This window comes from Corynebacterium lizhenjunii (assembly GCF_011038655.2).
In the GTDB taxonomy this organism is placed as follows: domain Bacteria; phylum Actinomycetota; class Actinomycetes; order Mycobacteriales; family Mycobacteriaceae; genus Corynebacterium; species Corynebacterium lizhenjunii.
This window is the reverse complement of record NZ_CP064954.1, coordinates 1,946,961-1,963,569: the sequence shown is the minus strand read 5'-3', so window position 1 is coordinate 1,963,569 and position 16,609 is coordinate 1,946,961. Positions and strand designations below refer to the sequence as shown.

The following is a 16,609-nucleotide window of genomic DNA, read 5'->3' as shown; positions in this document are numbered from 1 at the left end:
GGCGGAAGCGTGCCATTGCTCCGTGGGGATGGGCCGGTTGTATGCGGTTAGGGAAAATGAAGTATTGCTCAGTGAGTCTACCCGATGGTTTGGATTATGTCAATGTTGAGCCTCGGCAAGTGCCCTTTCAGATGTCCTGGGGCTGTGGAGCTGCGCCGTGTCCACGTGGCGCAATGTCTGCCATAAGCAAAGCCCGGACCGCGTGGTGTGGTCCGGGCTGGATTCGGGGTGGGGTGCAGCCTTAATAGAACTGCACGTGGCGCAGGGGCGCGCGCTCGGCGCGGCGTTCCTTGGAGGTGGTCTCACGCTCGGTGGCGGTGCGCAGCTGCAGCAAGACGGCGCTGAGCGCCGCGACGTCTTCTTCGGCGGGGTTGCCGTTGGTGATGGAAAACAGTGGCTGGTTCATGGTTACTCCTTAAGTAGGTGCTGTTCCGTGTCTGGGAATGTGGGCTAACTGGGTTAGAGGTGGGGTGTGCGGGACGGGCGGAGGACTTTAGAGCGGGATGTTGCCGTGCTTGCGGCCCGGGCGCGCCACAGTCTTATCGGCGTAGAGACGCAGATTCTGAGCGATGGCAGTGCGGGTCTCCGAGGGAAGAATGACGGCATCAATAAGCCCACGCTCGGCGGCCTTGTAGGGGTTGAGCATGTGGTCCTCATATTCGCGCTCGAAAGCCTTGGCCAGGGCTTGGACGTCCTCACCGGCGGCCTCTGCGGCCTTGAGCTCCTTGCGGTAGATAAAGCCCACCGCGCCAGCGGCACCCATGACTGCAATCTGGGCAGTAGGCCACGCCAGATTGACGTCAGCGCCCAAGCCTTTGGACCCCATCACGCAGTACGCGCCGCCATAAGCCTTGCGCATGGTAACTGTAATCTTGGGAACGGTGGCCTCGCCGTAGGCGTAGAGCAACTTGGCACCGCGGCGCAAAATACCGTTGTGCTCCTGGTCAGCGCCGGGTAGGAAGCCGGGGACATCGACAAGCAACACAATCGGGATATTGAAGCTATCGCAGGTGCGGATAAAGCGCGCGGCCTTTTCGGAGGAGTTGATGTCCAAGCAGCCTGCAAAGACCATGGGCTGGTTGGCCACAAAGCCCACCGTTTGGCCCTCAATACGCCCGTAGGCAATGACCACGTTATCGGCATAATCGGCCTGGATTTCCAGGTACTCTCCATCGTCTGCCAGGGCCTCAATAACCTCGCGGACGTCGTAGGGCTGGGTGGGAGAGTCGGGAATGAGCGAATCTAGGGCCAAGTCGGCATCGGAAAGCTCAGTGGCAGGCTCGTGCTCCTCAAAGGGGGCGTGCTCGCGGTTGTTTGCGGGCAGGTAGCTGAGCAGATCGTGGACCCAGTCCAGGGCGTCCTCATCGGAGTGCGCGGTGTAGTGGGTGTTGCCCGCAGACTTCATGTGGACACTGGCGCCACCGAGTTCTTCCTGGGTGATGGCCTCACCGGTAACGGTCTTAATCACGTCTGGGCCGGTGACGAACATCTTGGACTTTTCTTCCACCATGACCACAAAGTCCGTCAGGGCGGGGGAGTACGCGTTACCGCCAGCACATGCGCCCATGATGACGGAAATCTGCGGGACCACGCCGGAGGCCTTGATGTTCTGGTAGAAGGTGGCGGCAATCCAGTCCAGGGAGACCGCGCCGTCTTGGATGCGCGCGCCGGCGCCTTCGTAGAGGCCGATGAGGGGGCGACCGGTGGTGACGGCGAGTTCTTGGATCTTGACCATCTTCTCGCCGTAGACCTCGCCCAAAGCACCGCCGAAGACGGTGCCATCCTGGCTAAAGATGCAGACCTCGCGGCCGTCGATAGTGCCCCAGCCGGTGACAATGCCATCGGTTACGGGGTGCTTGGCGTCCATCCCAAAGTCGGTGGTGCGGTGGATAGCCAGCATGTCTGTCTCCACAAAGGAGCCTTCGTCTAGCAGATAATCCAAGCGCTCGCGGGCGGTTAGGCGGCCCTTGGCGTGGACTTTCTCGTGTGCCTGCGGCCCCAGGGGGGCGTAGGCCTCGGCACGGCGCCGCTTGAGCTCCGCGATTTTATCCGCGGTGGTCTCCGGCAAAGATGAGGAAATGGTCATGTTCTGCAATCATAGGGGTGCAAAGGGAAAATTTCCATCTGGCTGGCGCTTTATTTTCTCCGCGCCAGCCACGCCCAGGTCAGGGGCGTAAAACGCCGGGGAACCCCGGCGCGTCGCTAGAGGTGCGTGCCCCGGGAGGCGATGACTTGGCGGTACCACTCGAAGGAAGCCTTCTTGCTGCGGGCGAGGCTTCCCCGGCCGGAATTATCGCGGTCCACGTAGATCATCCCATAGCGCTTCTTCATCTCCCCGGTAGTAAAAGAGACCAGGTCAATGATGCCCCAGGGGGTATATCCCAGCACGTCCACGCCGTCTTCATTAACGGCCTGTTGCAGCGCAATGATGTGGCTGCGCAGGTAGTCAATGCGGGCGGAGTCTTCAATCGAGCCGTCAGCGGCGGGCTCATCAACAGCCCCAAAACCGTTTTCGACGATAAACAGCGGGACCTGGTAGCGGTTATACAGCGCATTGAGGCTGTAGCGCAGTCCCTGGGGGTCGATGGGCCAGCCCCAGTCGGACGCCTCAAGGTGCGGGTTGGGCACGGAATTGCTCAGGCTGCCATAGGAGACCTCCTGGGGATCCACATGGGCGTCGTGGCGCACCGTGTTGGACATGTAATAGGAAAATCCCAGGTAGTCCACGGTTCCTTGGCGCAAGACTTCTGCGTCGCCTTCCTCCATACCCAGATCACGGGTCAGGTCGATGCCCTCGCGGGCAAAGTGCTTCAGTGCATAAACCGGGTAGGCCCCGCGGATTTGGACATCAGGGAAGAAGTAGCGCTCGCGGTTGGCAATCTCTGCCGCCATCACATCGTCAGGGTGGCAGCTGAAGGGATAGACCGGGATCATCGCCACCATGGCCCCAATGCGCAGCTGCGGATTAATCGCGCGCCCGGCAATTACCGCCCGAGCCGAAGCCAGCAAGCAGTGGTGTGCGGTACGGTAGAGCACCTGCTGCGGGTTATCCTCCGGGTGCAAACTCACTCCGGAGTTGGTCCACAAAAACAGCGGGTCGGTAACGTTCATTTGGTTGTTGATCTCATTGAACGTCATCCAATAGGTGACCTTGTGGCCAAAGCGCTCAAAGCACACTCGGGCGAAGCGCTCAAAGAACTCCACCACCTTGCGGTTGCGAAAGCCCCCGTACTCGCGGGCCAGGTGTAGGGGCATTTCAAAGTGGCTCAGAGTAATCACGGGTTCGATGCCGTGGGCCAATAGTTCGTCGAAGACCTCATCATAAAAACGCAGGCCTTCTTCGTTAGGCTCGCTTTCATCGCCCCGCGGGAAGATCCGCGACCACGCAATCGAGGTGCGGAAACACTTCAGGCCTAACTCGGCGAAAAGTGCAATGTCTTCCCGGAAACGGTGGTAGAAATCAATGGCCTGGTGGTTGGGGTAAAACTCCCCGGGTTCAATGCTTTGCGTAATACGCCGCGGCACGCCGTGCGCCCCAGCGGTGAGCACATCAACCACCGAGGGGCCCTTACCGCCCTCATCCCAGCCGCCCTCAAATTGGTGGGCCGCTACCGCCCCGCCCCAGAGGAAACCTTCCGGTAAACCAAGGGCCACCGTCTCCTCCGGCCCGTCCAGTGCGGCATTGTGGCCTTGTCCACCGCGACCATGTTCGTCGCGCACGTCATGTACTTCATTCATGTCTTACTCCACAGGAATCCATGCCCAACCAAACGGGCCCAACTCTACTGGGCCCAAATCTACCGCTTCCGCACCAAAGTTGTGTACGCACAACAAGCTGCCGCGCTGGAACGCAAAGACGGCATCCACTCCAGTTTCCACCGGCTCATACGGTGCAAGCGCTAGCTCGGGGTGGGCCTTGCGCTGCGCAATCAGTCCGCGCACAAAGTGCAGCAGCGAGTCTTCCTCGGCGCGCTGTGCGGCCACCGACGTCCCACCCACAATCGGCCACTGCGGGGCAGCAGTACTAAACCCCGCGCCGGGGCCTTCCTCCCACTGCATCGGGGTGCGCACCGCATGGCGGTCGGGTAGCGTGATGTCCTCTCCCATGCCAATCTCATCCCCGTAGTAGATAAACGGCGCGCCGGGAAGGCTAAAGAGCAGGGAGAACATTAGCTCCAGCTTCCGACAGTCCCCACCCACCAGCGGGGCTAAGCGCCGGGCAATGCCGTCGTTGGCCTTGGCCCGCGGGTCTGGCATGTACGCCGCGTACATTACCTCGCGTACCTCGGGCGGGACCATCTCTAGCGTGAGCTCGTCGTGGTTGCGCAGAAACGTCCCCCACTGGCAGCCCGCGGGAAGCTCCGGCAGCTTATCCAACACGTCGTAAACCCCGGCCGCGCTGCCGGTAGCCAGCGCCGCAAACAAAGCTGGCATGACTGGGAAGTTGAACACCATGTGCACCCGGTTGCCCGCGCCAAAGAACTCCATAGTCTGCGCGGGAGGTTGATTGGCCTCGGCGATAATCAGGGCATCGGGAAACTCAGCATCCACCAGGGCACGCACCTGCTCGATGAAGTGCAGGGTCTCCGGGAGGGACTCTCCGCCCACGCCATCGCGCTCATAAAGGTACGGGATGGCATCCAAACGGAAACCGTCTATACCCTTGCGCATCCAAAAACGGATGATCTTGAAGACCTCTCGGTGCACCGACGGGCAGTCATAGTTCAAATCCGGCTGGTGGGAATAGAAGCGGTGGAAGTAGTACTGCTGGCGCACCGGATCCCAGGCCCAATTGGACTCCTCCGTGTCATTGAAAATGACCCGAATCTCTGGATAGCGCTGCGGATCATCGCCCCATACGTAGTAATCCCCATAGGGGCCCGACGGGTCGCGGCGCGAGGCCTGAAACCACGCGTGCTGGTCGGAAGTGTGGTTCAGCGCCAGGTCAGTGACCACCCGAATCCCGCGCGCATGGGCGGCGGCGATGAGCTCCTCCATGTCCGCCATGGTTCCATAGCGCGGATCCACGGCGTAGTAGTCCGCAATATCGTAGCCATCATCGCGCATGGGGGAGAGATAAAACGGCGGCAGCCATAGACAGTCGATGCCCAGCCACGCCAGGTAGTCTAGCCGGGAGATCAGCCCGCGCAGATCCCCAATACCGTCGGCGTTGGAGTCCTGAAAAGCGTGCACCAGGGCCTGATAAAACACCGCGGTGGCGTACCACTTGGGAGTCTGCGACCGCTTGGGCGTCGATGTGCTCACGAAAGGTCCTTTCTTTTGGCCAGCCACAGGCCAAATTCAGCGGCGCATAGCGCCCCGGCCAGTAGGCCAGGCCACAGGGCAGGGGAGGGGCTAAAGAGATTGAGCACGGCCTGGAGCAGGGCTAAAAAGGCGAAGAAGCCTACAAACCCCAGCGCGGTGTCCCACAACAGCGCGCGGCGCATGGCCCGCTACCCCTTCACGCCGCCGGCGGTTAGCCCGGCCACAATCCGCTGCTGGAAAATCAGCACCATGATGATCAGCGGGATGGTAACCAACGCGCCCGCTGCCATGGTGGCCGCGTAGGGATATTCAAAGGCCGACGGCCCGCTAAAGCGCGCAATGGCCACCGTGACTGGCTCCGTGGCAGTGGTGGATAGCTGCCGGGCCAGCATGAACTCGTTCCAGGTGGTGATAAACGCGATAATCGCCGTGGTAAACAGTGCCGGCGCGGCCAGGGGAAGCAGAATTTTGCGGAAGGCCTGCCCCTTGGTGGCGCCGTCGACCAGCGCGGCTTCTTCGAGCTCCCAGGGCAGTTGGCGGAAGAAGCTCAGCAGCGTATAGACCGTCAGCGGCAGGGCGAAGGAGATATTCGGAATAATCATCGCCCGGTAGGTGCCAATCCACCCCAGGTCCCCAAACATCTGAAACAGCGGGGTTACCAGCGCAATGCCGGGGAACATTGAGGCCGCCAGGATAATGCCGGTGACCACGCCTTTGCCGCGGAAATCCATGCGCGCGAGGGCATAAGCGGTAAACACGCCGACGGCTACAGCAATGGCGGTGGTCGCCGCAGAAATCAGCAGCGAGTTGACCATCGCGCCCAGGAAATCGTTGCCCTTGGTGGTAGAGAGGGCGTCGCGGAAATTATCCAGCGTCACGTGCGTGGGCCAGGGCGTGGTGTCAAACGTGTGCGCTTTATCGCGCAGCGCGGTGACCACCATCCAATAAAACGGCGCCAGCCCCCAAAACATTATGAAAATGACGCCCAGCAGGTGTCCGAATCGCTTCATGCTTAGCTCCTCTGTCCAGCAGGTTGTGCCTTGCTTGCCGATGCCCCCGCTTCCCTCCGGGCCCGCTTTGCTTCCGCGGTTCCGGTGATGTCGGCACCTAGGAAGCGCACCAGGATGAAGGCCACTGCGAAGATGAGGAGGAAAATGAGGGTGGACAAGGCAGAGGCAGAATTGAAGTTGCCTTGGCGCATGTCCTCCACCACCAATTGGGAGATGGTGGCGGTGGGGGAGTTGGAGGAGCCGGAAATCATGATCACCGGCAGGTCATACATGCGCAGGGCATCGAGGGTGCGGAAGAGCACAGCCACCATCAGTGCCGGGCGCACTAGCGGCAGGGTAATGCGGGTGAAGGTTTGCCAGCGGGTGGCGCCGTCGACGCGGGCGGCTTCGTAGACTTCCTTGGGGATCATTTGCAGTCCCGCGAGGATGAGCAGGGCCATAAAGGGGGCGGTCTTCCACACATCGGCGATGATGACGGCCAGCCGGGCAAAAGTGGGGTCCGTGGTCCAGGAAATGTGGGTGCCCAGCAGGGAGTTGACTATGCCCTGCGGGGCGAACATGAATTGCCACAGCTTGGCTGTTACCGCAGTGGGGATGGCCCAGGGGATGAGCACGGCGGCGCGCACCAGGCCGCGGCCGCGGTAGTTACCATTCATGATCAGCGCCATGATGATGCCCAGGATGGTTTCAAGGGCCACCGTCACCACGGTGAAGAACAAGGTGATGCGCACTGCTGGCCAAAAGTCCGTGGCAATGACCCCGGGTGGGCAGGCGCTTACCTCTCCCGATGCCGCCATGCACCGGTTAGTAATCCAATACAGGTAGTTATCCAGGCCGGCGAATTTGCCTTCGACGAACACGCCGGTTGCCGGGTCCAGGTGGCGATTGCCCTGGAAGGACAGCATGACGGCGCGAATGATGGGATAGCCGATGACTACCGCGAGGACCGTTAGCGCCGGGGCCACTAAAGCCAGGGCGGGGGCCGTTGATTTACGCACGGGTGGACCTGCCTTTCTGCACAGTGGATAAGTATAAAAGGCTCGCTACCGAAGTACGGTAGCGAGCCTGCATAGGCGAAGGTCCTTCACGCGGGTGGGTTCCTTCGCCCGGTGGCGCCTTTGTGCCAGGGGTCCTTGCGTGAAGGTGAGGTCCTCTTAGCCGCGGGAGGCAGCCTCGATGGCGGCCTTCATATCCTTGGTGGCGTCAGCGACAGACTTGCCGCCGCCCAGAGCAGCGTAGGCGTTGTCCTGGATGGCCTTGGAGATCGCGGAGTAGAACGGAGACACCGGGCGCGGGGCTGCGTTTTCCAGGGACTCCTTCAGTGCCGGCAGGTAGGGGAATTCCTCGATCAGGGCGGCGTCATCGTAGATGGAGGCCAGCACCGGCGGGAAGGAAGCCTGCGCGAAGGACTTCTGGTTGTCTTCGTTGATGACGAACTTGATAAAGTCCAGCGCGGTCTGCTTGTGCTCCGAGTTGATGTTGATGCCGTTGTTGTAGCCACCCAGGGTGGACACACCGACGCCATCCTTGCCCACCAGCGGGGAGACCTCGACCTTGATGCCGGCATCGACAGCATTGGTGTACATGTACGGCCAATTGATGGCAAAGGCAGACTTGCCTTCGGTAAAGACCTGGTTGGTTTCCTCTTCCGTGGTGGCCAGGGAGTCCTTGGAGATGATGCCATCCTTGTAGGCATCCACCATGGCCTGCAGGCCAGCCTGGGACGCGGCGGAGTCCACGGTGGGGGTGCCGTCCGCGCCCAGCACGGAACCGCCCCAGCCTTCCATGAAGCCGGCGGTGTTCACAGTCAGGCCTTCGTACTGCTTGAGCTGGGTGGTCAGGCAGGCAGTGTCCTTCTTCAAGGCCTCGCAGGCGCTGGTGAAGTCATCGAACTTGGACACTGCGGTGGGGGCCAGTTCCGCGTTGCGGAACAGTAGCTGCCCGTTGGTGTTTTGGGGCAGCGCATAGAGGGTGCCGTTGTAGGTGGCGGAATCCACGGTGGCCTGGAGCAGATCGGAGGTGTCTACGGCCAGGTCATCGGTCAGCGGGGCCAGCCACTGGTTCGCCGCGAAGTCTGCGGTCCAGACCACGTCGAGTGCCATGACGTCATAGTCAGCGTTGCCGGCCTGGAGGGACTGCACCAGGGTTTCGCGCTGGGCATCGGCCTCGCCAGCAAGCTCGGAGAGAGTGACCTTTTCATCCGGGTGCTCGGCATTCCAGGCCTCAATGATGGGGATAATCTTGTCGGTATCATTCTTGCCCATCGCGAAGGTGATGGGGCCGCGGCCTTCTGCTCCCTGATCAGAAGACGGTGCGGCGGCGTCATCGGAAGAGGAGCAGCCGCTGAGGGCTAGCGCAAGGGCAGTGGAGGTGACTAGAAGAGACTTCTTCATCGTTTCGCCTTTCGGAAAACCGGGTGTTTCCCCTTGAACTTTAGGGCACTAGCAGACTCAGCGGGGATAAATGCAGCAAAATACCTGTGAAAAGGGGGTGAAAAGCTACCCCCGAACTATGCTGGCAGTCATGTTAGACATCAGCCGCATTCGCGCCGCCACTGACTGGGCGGAGATCCGCTACGTCGAAGAAGTCGAGTCCACCAACACCGCCCTCATGCAAGGCGAAATCTCCCACGGCACTGTGCTGCTGACTAATTCCCAAACTGCGGGCAAGGGGCGCTTGGGCCGTGCCTGGACCGCCCCCGCAGGCACCCAATTGACGTTCTCGGTTGCGCTGCTCCCGGAATCTCTTGCGACGGTCGGCACCCTTCCGCTGGCTGCGGGCCTGGCGGTGACGGATTCTGTTCCCGGATCCGTGCTCAAGTGGCCCAATGATGTCCTGCTGGATGGCAAGAAGCTCTGCGGCATCCTCGCCGAGGCTGGCCCCGTCGGCTCCTTCAAGGCCGCGCCATTCAAATCCGCCGAGTTCAAGTCCAGTGAGTTTAAGTCCGGCGAGTTCAAGTCCAACGAATTCAAGTCCAACGAGTTCAAGTCCAGCGAGTTCAAATCTGCCGAGTTCAAGGCCGGCGACCAGGACCTCGCGCCCGCAGCCCGCGTGGTGCTCGGCGTGGGCATCAATGTCACCGCCGCGCCGCTGGACACCGCCACCTGCTTGGCCGATGCCGCCCTCCCCACCGACCGCACCGACCTAGCCATCTCCGTTCTGAGCAACCTGCACCGCCGCATCCGCCAGTGGCACGACGACGACCCTGCCCTGCTGGAGGATTACCGTGCGGTATGCTCCTCCATCGGCCAAGACGTCCGCCTGGAGGCCCCCACTGGCGTGGTCACCGGCACGGTGCGCGGGGTGGCAGATGATGGGCGCATCAACGTCGACGGCGACTATTACTCCGCCGGTGATGTCATCCACCTACGCCCAGCCAAGTCTTAACCTCGCCCCAACACCAGCACCGCAATCCCCGGTGAGGGAAGCGATGAGTGAGGAAGGGGGTGCATCGGCAAGCTCGGCGTAAACAGGCGTGGGCTAGGATGGGGCGCTATGAATCTGCTGACCATGCGCCCCGGCGAGCATCCCGTAGTCAACGTCACTGCGCCGTTTCGGAGCCTGGTGTTCCCGGCGCTGGAGCTGATGCTGATAACCGGGCTGTGCTGGATGGCCATTGGGTGGCTGGACGCACAATGGGGCGAGGTCCAGGTACGCAACGCGGTAGTGGTGCTATGGGCGGGCCTGGGACTGTGGCGCGGAGTGCTGCCGGTGTTTCGCGCCCGGCGGCGGCGGTTTATGGTGACCAACACCCGGGTGATTGCCCGCAACGGCAAGCAAGTGGATTCCATCCCGCTGCACGATATTGCGGGCGTGCGGCGCCGGCGCGGCGGTATTTCCCTGGCCATTCGCGGCTATGAGCGGCCCCTGTACTACCCGGAAGTGCCCAAGGCGAAGAAGATCGAGCGCACTATTGAACAGCTGCGCCAGCCGGTGTGGCACTAGTAGTTCAGCAGGTTGAGCCGATATGGCACTATTGGTGCTGTGATAAAGACGATCTGCGTTATTGGAGACGGCCAACTAGCACGCATGATGGCGCCAGCGGCGGCGGAATTAGGCATCCAGCTGCGGCTGCTTGCCGGGGCGAAGGACTCTTCTGCAGCCCAGGTAATTCCTGCGGTGACGGTGGGGGACTACCGGCAGGCTGCTGACTGCCTGGCCGCCGCGGAGGGCGCGGATGCGGTCACCTTTGACCATGAGCACGTGCCCGGCCCGGCGCTTCAGGAGCTTGTCGATGCCGGCCATAGCGTCCAACCCCGCCCCGAAGCACTGATTAACGCCCAGGACAAGCTGGTGCAGCGCCGTCGCTTGCGTGAGCTGGGCGCACCGGTGCCGGCTTTTGCGGCCATTGAGTCAGTAGCAGACGTGCGTGCCTTCCACGCCGAGGTCGACGGCGCGGTGTGCCTCAAGGCCTGCCGGGGTGGATACGACGGCAAGGGCGTGTGGTTTCCCGCAGACCTGGCGGAGTGCGAGGACCTGACCCGCGAGCTGCTGGACGCCGGCACCGCGTTGATGGCCGAGCGCAAAGTGGACTTGACGCGCGAGCTGTCTATCCTGGTGGCCCGGCGCCCCTCGGGGGAGGTGCGCGTGTGGCCAATAACCATGTCGGTGCAAGAAAACGGCGTGTGCGCGGAAGCCATCGCGCCTGCGCCGGATCTGGATGCAGACCTGGCGGCGCGTGCAGAGCAGTTGGGGCGCGACATCGCCACGCAACTGGGCGTGACTGGCGTGCTGGCCGTGGAGCTGTTCGCCTTTGCCGGGGCCGATGGCCGCGAAGACATTGCCGTTAACGAGCTAGCCATGCGTCCGCACAATACCGGCCACTGGACCCAAGACGGATCCTGCACCTCCCAGTTTGAACAGCACCTGCGCGCGGTCGTGGATCTGCCCCTGGGGGACCCGCGGCCCACCGCCCCGGTGACGGTTATGGCCAATATCCTGGGCGCCGCGCAGGATCCGGAGCTGCCCATGGCGCAGCGCGTGGCCGAAGTCGCCGCCCGTTTTCCGGAGGTCAAGATTCACCTCTACGGCAAGGACCACCGTCCCGGGCGCAAGATTGGCCACGTGAATCTGTCCGGCACCGACGTCGAGGCCACCCGCCGCGATGCCCGCGCAGCCGCGAAGTTCCTGGTCACCGGAAGCTGGTAGGCCGCGGCTTGCTCGGCTAACCCGCTGCACGCTTCAACCTGGTCGCGTCCTGTGGTCTGACAGCGCCGCTTACCTGGCTGCGCCCGCCAACCTAGCTGCGCTGTCTAACCAAGCTGCGCTGTCTAACCTGACTGCCTTATAGATCCTGCAGCACTTTAAACTCGAAGGAGAAACTATGAACCCCGTTGTTGGCCTGATTATGGGCTCTGATTCTGATTGGCCCACCGTCCAACCCGCCGCAGAAGTCCTGGCGGATTTCGGAGTGCCCTTCGAGGTGGGCGTGGTCTCTGCCCACCGCACTCCGGAGAAAATGCTGGCCTATGCCAAAGAAGCCCACACCCGCGGGCTGAAGGTCATTATCGCGTGCGCGGGCGGGGCGGCTCACCTGCCGGGGATGGTCGCGGCGGCCACTCCGCTGCCGGTCATCGGCATTCCCCGGGCACTGAAGGACCTTGACGGGATGGACTCGCTGCTGTCCATTGTGCAGATGCCGGCCGGCGTTCCGGTGGCCACGGTGTCTATCGGTGGGGCGAAGAATGCTGGGTTGCTGGCGGTGCGCACACTCGCGGCAGGCGATGAGGCCTTGCTGGCCAAGATGGTTGACTACCAAACCAACCTGGCCGCCGAAGTCGAGCGCAAAGATGCAAATCTACGCGCCAAGCTGCTGGGGGACTAGCAGGGCGTGGCAGCTGTGGACCCCATCGTGGTGCTGGGCTCACGAGTAAGTGGCGACCAACCGGGCGCGCTACTGGAGCAGCGTTTGCTCACTGCTTTGGCGCTTGCGCGCCCCGGGCAGCCCTTTGTTGTCACCGGCGCGGGGGAATCTGGGGTCATGCGCGCCTTTTTGGAAGCCCGCGGTGGTGTGGTGGTGGCAGAGGACCCGCACGCGACGTCGACCAATGAAAACCTCGAAAACGTGCGTGCTTTGCTGCCCGAGGTAACCCGGCTGCAGATAGTCACCAGCAATTTCCACGCTCTGCGCACCCGCCTGTGGGCGTGGCACTTAGGGATCCCGGTCCGCGTTATCCCCGCGCCGACGCCGCTGCGCCTGCGCCCGCGCAATTACCTGCGGGAGGTCCTGGCTACCCCGCATTCTGCCGTGCGGATCCTTTGGCGCCGGCTCAAAGCAGCCTGGCTGGGGTAGCGTGCAGTGTTAGCCCCCGGCCGCTACCGTGCGGCAGCTTCCTAGTCTGCCGATGCCCCCTCTCCCCACAGCCCTACCCCGCACCTCCGGGTGCCGCGCTGCAGGATTGCTGGGTGGCGCTGCTCTGCGCAATGCGACTGACGGGGACCGGCGGCCGCTGCGTTTGCGCCGCCTGGTCACCCTGCCCGCACGTCTAGCCCCTCCGGCTGCCTGTTTTCGGCCGCCGTGGGGCTGGGGTGCTGCGCTGCGTCGGACTTGAGCACTGCGCTGCGTGCTGCGCTACTCGTTGTGCGGCGCAGCCTGCCGCGTCGCGCTTGCTGCGCTGCCTGCGCTGCGGGCGTGGGGGTTAGTTGGTGGGGCTAGTCGGCACCGGGACACCACCACCAGGTGACTGCCAGACAACCTGCCCGCCGAGCCTTGTCATCCGGCCCCGCCGAACGGGTATTCCTCCAGGCGGGTGGTCTTCATTGGCACCATTATGGTGCGGGCATAACACCGTCAGATTCCTGATGTTGGTTTCCCCACCATCAGCCCACGACGTGATGTGGTGGATTTGGCACTTATCAAACGGCACTTGACAGTCCAACCATGCGCATTCTGGGCTTTCCGCGGCTAAGAGGAGGCGCTGTTTGTCGGTGGCAAAGCGTTCCATGCGGTAGACATCCACCGGACCATGCACCCGGCTTAGGATTGCGACGAACCCGTGCTTGACCAAGATGCGCTCAGCTAGTTCTTTACCGGTCATCCGCGCCCCATTGTTCGCCCGAACAATAATGTCCGAATCGGCTCCTGCAGGGTCTGCACCGGCGGGGTTGGCTGCGTTGGTACCGGTAGGTTGTTCACCGGTACCGGTGTGGTTGCAGTCGGAGACGGCGAGCAGTTTGGCGAAGGTATCGAGCTGCAGGGTAATCATGGGGATGTAGTTCAACCGCCCGGCACCACCTTCACCACGTACTAGGTTAAGGAAGCTTTCTGCCGGGGCATCCTGGTCGATGGCATCGTAGACATCGGTAAGGTCGACATCGCGTGCGGTAATCGACATGGTGGCTGTGCCGTTGGCGTAGCGGCGTATAGAGACTTTTTCTACCGGGGTGTCATCCTTCGGGTTCCATTCCCGGCGTAGTTTACGCGCCACAGTGGTGAATTGGCCTGCGGGTGTGGCGCAAAGGTGTTGGCGCATTCTCCATTGTTGGGTGGTTTTGGTTTTGGTGACTTCGCGTTCTATTTCTTGCATGGCTATCAGCCCATGTCCGTGGCGCTGTGCGCCTTTAATAGCGCTCCTTTGCCTGCGGCTAGGCTGGCCGGGCCCGCAGTACAGCCGGTGGAGGCGTACCAGGAACTCTGCGGTATCTGGTGCAACGCCTAAGCCCACCAGGTCTGTGGTGGTGGCATGCTCTAGCTGTGGCAGTGCGTCGATGACGCTGCCTAGCAGGGCGGCGATGTTGATCTCGTTCATGGTTTTGACGCTAAGGCGATTGCGCAACCCTGCGCAAGGGGAATTTTGGAAAAACCCGAAATCTGTGGATAACTCTGCGAAAATGTGCACTCTATTAGACAATTGTCGAAGAATTCCACAGGGAGAATGCCACAAACGTGACATAATCTAACCCCGCACGAGCAAACGGGGTGCTGACGCAGCCCGGCCCGGCAATAAGACAGCGGCGCGCGCACGCGAGGACGGGTCAGTAGTGCGGCGGTGCAGGATTAGTGATTGTGTCGCGCGCACGCGGGAGGGACACGAACTGCGTTGCGTGGCAAGCGGGCGGAGTACGGGACGCGAGAAAGATGGGAGCCACTGGCTCGGTCTGGTCCGGCGGTGGGCGGCGGGTGAGGGGAGGGAGGCATCGGCAAGCTAAGCAGACAGAATGCCTCAGGTCAGAGGCGCAATTGCCCAGAGTGTGAAAAAATCTGAGGCAGCTGTGTAACGATTGCCCCGCTGCCGTCACAAACTAAGTGACATCAACCTCAACCGTGAAGGAGTTGCCATCATGAAGGCATCACAGTCGAAGTCCACCCGCGCAGGCATCATCGCAGCTTCGGTGGCTGTCACCGCCATCGCTATCGGCGGCGGGGTGGCGATTGCCACCGGCGCTCACCTGGACAAGCTCACCGCAGAAAACCACGACTTGTTCAAGCCGGGCGCGGAGATGATGTTTACCGCCAATTGCCCGGACGGCAGCGACCGCGCGGACCTGAGCACCTCCTTCGGTGAGCAGACCGTCATGTCCCCAGCGGCAGACGCGGGTTCGCTGATTGGCTACATTAACGCCCCGGAGAGCATTGGCCCCGGCCCGGACGATGGCTACCATACCTTCACGGTGACCTGCGGTGATGGCCAGTCCCTGACGCAGCGTTTCGCTGATGACGGCAACGGCACCAACGCTGAAGCTGAGGGCGAGAAGTAGCCCACCGGGAATTACAGTAGAAACGTGTCCTTATCCTTTCTGCCCAACGCCCGCCGGAAAGAGTTCGCGGCTATCTTCCGCGCGCACTACCCGGCGGTGTTGGCGTACTTTCGCCGCCGCAGCCCTGGCGATGTAAGCGAGGAGCTGTGCGCCGAGGTCTTCGAACGGGCGTGGACCGGCTTCGACAACCTGCAGGGTGCGCCGCTGCCGTGGCTGTATGGCATTGCCCGCAATGTGTTGCTGGAGTCCTACCGCTGCAGGCAGCGCCAGGCTGACAGTGCAGACCCGGCAGAGCTTGCCGATGCCCCCGCCCCTTCCGCCTCCTTTGCCGAGCATGTGGACTTAAGCCTGGATGTCAACCGCGCCCTGGTGGCTTTGCGCCCGGCTGAGCGCGAGATTTTGTTACTGAGCGCGTGGGAGGGCTTGAGCCCCACTGAGGTGGCGGAGGTCCTTGACATTACCCCCGCGAATGCGCGTGTGCGCTTGCACAGGGCGCGCGCGGCACTGACTGAACTTCTGGAGCAATCATGACTGATGACATCATGGCCCGTGTGGCCGCTGCGAATCCGGTTCCTGAGCTGGAGTTGACGGCGGAAGAATCGGCGCGGGCGCAGCGTAGTTTGGAACGCATCACGGGTACTGAGCGCAAGCCTGGGCGTTGGTTGGCTGCCGCGGCGGCTGCGGTGCTTGCGGTGGCGGTGGTGGTGCCGGTGATAGGCCACCAGGCCCCCGTGGCCACGGCGGTGGATGTGCTGCAGGCGGCAGGGGAGGCATCGGCAAACCAGCCTAATGCGACGGATACGGGCGTGACCAACCAGGAGTATCTCAAGCGGGTGGATACCGACGGCACGGCCACGGTGACCACGGAATATGAGGTCGCTGGTGGGCAACTGCGTCAGGATACTGCCAGCACTGGCACGTTGAGCCCGCAGTTGGCTGCGCTTGCCGATGGCCCCGCTATCGCCCTGGAGTCCCTGGCTGCGGCGACTACTGCCGATGCCCTGGCACGCCTGGCCACCGGCACGTACGGTTCGCTGGGCGTGGGGTCCCTGCACTTGTTGCTGCACCCGGGGCTGAGCTCCCAGCAGCAGCGTTTGGTCTACGAGAATCTGGCTGGTGCTGGCGGCAATGAGCTAGCGCACGCGGACCGCACGGGCGCCCCGGATGAGGCGGTGACGGTGATTCGCGATGAGGATCAGCTCAGCTTCACGGTGTTGCCTAGTACGGGCCAGCTGATTCACGCCCACGGGCTGGTGGGCCCGGGCGTGACCACCACGGTGGAGGCTACGGCCATTTTGGGTTGCGTGGCAGTGACCGGGCTAGAGGGGCCAGAGGATATTTCCCTGGCGTGTGCGGACAATAATTACCTGGTCACGGACCTGAAGTGGTCCAGGTGGGGTGCGGAGACGGCCACGGCGACGGGTAAGGCGTTTATCAATGACTGCGATCCCTTCTGCGCGCAGGGCACCATGGAGGAGTTTCCGGTGACGGTCACTGTGCGGGATTTGCGCACCTGTGGCTACAATGCCCGGCTGTATTCTGCGGTGGACGTGGCCTTCGCGGACCCGGCGCGCAATGAGACCTTTGAGGTTGGCTGCGCCCCGGAGGTGAGCTAGCGGGCCCTGGACTAGCCGCTT

At 62.4% G+C, this 16,609-nt stretch carries 17 protein-coding genes; 8 read left to right on the top strand and 9 right to left on the bottom strand.

Going from position 1 to position 16,609, the window contains the following annotated elements:
* Positions 1-241 precede the first annotated feature (241 nt).
* The 8 genes from G7Y31_RS09200 to G7Y31_RS09165 form a co-directional block, all read right to left on the bottom strand.
* The gene (locus tag G7Y31_RS09200; RefSeq protein ID WP_165009762.1) at positions 242-406 is read right to left on the bottom strand and encodes an acyl-CoA carboxylase subunit epsilon; all 165 of its coding nucleotides are present in this window, start codon (positions 404-406) and stop codon (positions 242-244) included.
* Between the two features lie 87 nt (positions 407-493).
* The gene (locus G7Y31_RS09195; RefSeq protein WP_165009760.1) at positions 494-2,086 is read right to left on the bottom strand and encodes an acyl-CoA carboxylase subunit beta; all 1,593 of its coding nucleotides are present in this window, start codon (positions 2,084-2,086) and stop codon (positions 494-496) included.
* 116 nt (positions 2,087-2,202) lie between these two features.
* The gene (locus tag G7Y31_RS09190; protein WP_165009758.1) at positions 2,203-3,738 is read right to left on the bottom strand and encodes a 6-phospho-beta-glucosidase; all 1,536 of its coding nucleotides are present in this window, start codon (positions 3,736-3,738) and stop codon (positions 2,203-2,205) included.
* Between the two features lie 3 nt (positions 3,739-3,741).
* A complete protein-coding gene (treS, locus tag G7Y31_RS09185) occupies positions 3,742-5,265 on the bottom strand; it encodes a maltose alpha-D-glucosyltransferase (RefSeq protein ID WP_165009756.1) in 1,524 nt (507 codons plus the stop codon).
* Complete coding sequence (locus G7Y31_RS09180; protein WP_165009754.1) at positions 5,262-5,447, bottom strand: hypothetical protein; 186 nt, start codon at positions 5,445-5,447, stop codon at positions 5,262-5,264. Before G7Y31_RS09180 ends, treS begins: the two co-directional genes overlap by 4 nt.
* Before the next feature lie 6 nt (positions 5,448-5,453).
* Positions 5,454-6,275, bottom strand: a complete 822-nt coding sequence (locus G7Y31_RS09175) for a carbohydrate ABC transporter permease (RefSeq protein WP_165009752.1) — start codon at positions 6,273-6,275, stop codon at positions 5,454-5,456.
* Between the two features lie 2 nt (positions 6,276-6,277).
* Positions 6,278-7,273, bottom strand: coding sequence for a carbohydrate ABC transporter permease (locus tag G7Y31_RS09170; RefSeq protein ID WP_244977369.1), 996 nt, complete (start codon positions 7,271-7,273; stop codon positions 6,278-6,280).
* 156 nt (positions 7,274-7,429) lie between these two features.
* Positions 7,430-8,668 (bottom strand): ABC transporter substrate-binding protein, encoded by a 1,239-nt coding sequence (locus tag G7Y31_RS09165; RefSeq protein ID WP_165009750.1) that lies wholly within the window; start codon positions 8,666-8,668, stop codon positions 7,430-7,432.
* Positions 8,669-8,798: 130 nt separating this feature from the next.
* Between G7Y31_RS09165 and G7Y31_RS09160 the strand changes: the two genes are divergently transcribed.
* From G7Y31_RS09160 to G7Y31_RS09140, 5 genes are all read left to right on the top strand, one after another.
* Positions 8,799-9,662, top strand: coding sequence for a biotin--[acetyl-CoA-carboxylase] ligase (locus tag G7Y31_RS09160; RefSeq protein ID WP_165009748.1), 864 nt, complete (start codon positions 8,799-8,801; stop codon positions 9,660-9,662).
* A gap of 108 nt (positions 9,663-9,770) precedes the next feature.
* Complete coding sequence (locus G7Y31_RS09155) at positions 9,771-10,220, top strand: hypothetical protein (RefSeq protein WP_165009746.1); 450 nt, start codon at positions 9,771-9,773, stop codon at positions 10,218-10,220.
* Between the two features lie 42 nt (positions 10,221-10,262).
* Complete coding sequence (locus G7Y31_RS09150) at positions 10,263-11,423, top strand: 5-(carboxyamino)imidazole ribonucleotide synthase (protein ID WP_165009841.1); 1,161 nt, start codon at positions 10,263-10,265, stop codon at positions 11,421-11,423.
* 175 nt (positions 11,424-11,598) lie between these two features.
* Positions 11,599-12,099: a 5-(carboxyamino)imidazole ribonucleotide mutase gene (gene purE, locus G7Y31_RS09145; RefSeq protein WP_165009744.1), complete on the top strand. Its 501-nt coding sequence runs from the start codon at positions 11,599-11,601 to the stop codon at positions 12,097-12,099.
* A 6-nt stretch (positions 12,100-12,105) separates the two neighbouring features.
* Positions 12,106-12,567: a YdcF family protein gene (locus G7Y31_RS09140; RefSeq protein ID WP_165009742.1), complete on the top strand. Its 462-nt coding sequence runs from the start codon at positions 12,106-12,108 to the stop codon at positions 12,565-12,567.
* A 346-nt stretch (positions 12,568-12,913) separates the two neighbouring features.
* On the opposite strand, the gene G7Y31_RS09135 is transcribed toward G7Y31_RS09140, so the two are convergent.
* Complete coding sequence (locus tag G7Y31_RS09135; RefSeq protein WP_165009740.1) at positions 12,914-14,023, bottom strand: HNH endonuclease signature motif containing protein; 1,110 nt, start codon at positions 14,021-14,023, stop codon at positions 12,914-12,916.
* A 532-nt stretch (positions 14,024-14,555) separates the two neighbouring features.
* Here G7Y31_RS09135 and G7Y31_RS09130 point away from each other — a divergent pair.
* Genes G7Y31_RS09130 through G7Y31_RS09120 form a run of 3 tightly spaced genes read left to right on the top strand, consistent with a single transcriptional unit; the run spans position 14,556 to position 16,588 of the window.
* Positions 14,556-14,972 (top strand): hypothetical protein, encoded by a 417-nt coding sequence (locus G7Y31_RS09130; protein ID WP_165009738.1) that lies wholly within the window; start codon positions 14,556-14,558, stop codon positions 14,970-14,972.
* 24 nt (positions 14,973-14,996) lie between these two features.
* Positions 14,997-15,503 carry an RNA polymerase sigma factor gene (locus tag G7Y31_RS09125; RefSeq protein WP_165009736.1) on the top strand — a complete coding sequence of 169 codons (507 nt, stop codon included), beginning with the start codon at positions 14,997-14,999 and terminating at the stop codon, positions 15,501-15,503.
* Positions 15,500-16,588, top strand: a complete 1,089-nt coding sequence (locus G7Y31_RS09120) for a hypothetical protein (protein WP_165009734.1) — start codon at positions 15,500-15,502, stop codon at positions 16,586-16,588. The genes G7Y31_RS09125 and G7Y31_RS09120 overlap by 4 nt, the downstream gene beginning before the upstream one ends.
* Positions 16,589-16,609 lie beyond the last annotated feature (21 nt).

Bases quoted from the DNA above. Each gene is read 5' to 3' on its own strand.
- G7Y31_RS09120 (WP_165009734.1), top strand. From the start codon at position 15,500: ATGACTGATGACATCATGGCCCGTGTGGCCGCTGCGAATCCGGTTCCT.
- G7Y31_RS09190 (WP_165009758.1), bottom strand. From the start codon at position 3,738: ATGAATGAAGTACATGACGTGCGCGACGAACATGGTCGCGGTGGACAA.
- G7Y31_RS09155 (WP_165009746.1), top strand. From the start codon at position 9,771: ATGAATCTGCTGACCATGCGCCCCGGCGAGCATCCCGTAGTCAACGTC.
- G7Y31_RS09175 (WP_165009752.1), bottom strand. From the start codon at position 6,275: ATGAAGCGATTCGGACACCTGCTGGGCGTCATTTTCATAATGTTTTGG.
- G7Y31_RS09165 (WP_165009750.1), bottom strand. From the start codon at position 8,668: ATGAAGAAGTCTCTTCTAGTCACCTCCACTGCCCTTGCGCTAGCCCTC.
- G7Y31_RS09200 (WP_165009762.1), bottom strand. From the start codon at position 406: ATGAACCAGCCACTGTTTTCCATCACCAACGGCAACCCCGCCGAAGAA.
- G7Y31_RS09180 (WP_165009754.1), bottom strand. From the start codon at position 5,447: ATGCGCCGCGCGCTGTTGTGGGACACCGCGCTGGGGTTTGTAGGCTTC.
- G7Y31_RS09195 (WP_165009760.1), bottom strand. From the start codon at position 2,086: ATGACCATTTCCTCATCTTTGCCGGAGACCACCGCGGATAAAATCGCG.
- G7Y31_RS09130 (WP_165009738.1), top strand. From the start codon at position 14,556: ATGAAGGCATCACAGTCGAAGTCCACCCGCGCAGGCATCATCGCAGCT.
- G7Y31_RS09160 (WP_165009748.1), top strand. From the start codon at position 8,799: ATGTTAGACATCAGCCGCATTCGCGCCGCCACTGACTGGGCGGAGATC.
- G7Y31_RS09135 (WP_165009740.1), bottom strand. From the start codon at position 14,023: ATGAACGAGATCAACATCGCCGCCCTGCTAGGCAGCGTCATCGACGCA.
- purE (WP_165009744.1), top strand. From the start codon at position 11,599: ATGAACCCCGTTGTTGGCCTGATTATGGGCTCTGATTCTGATTGGCCC.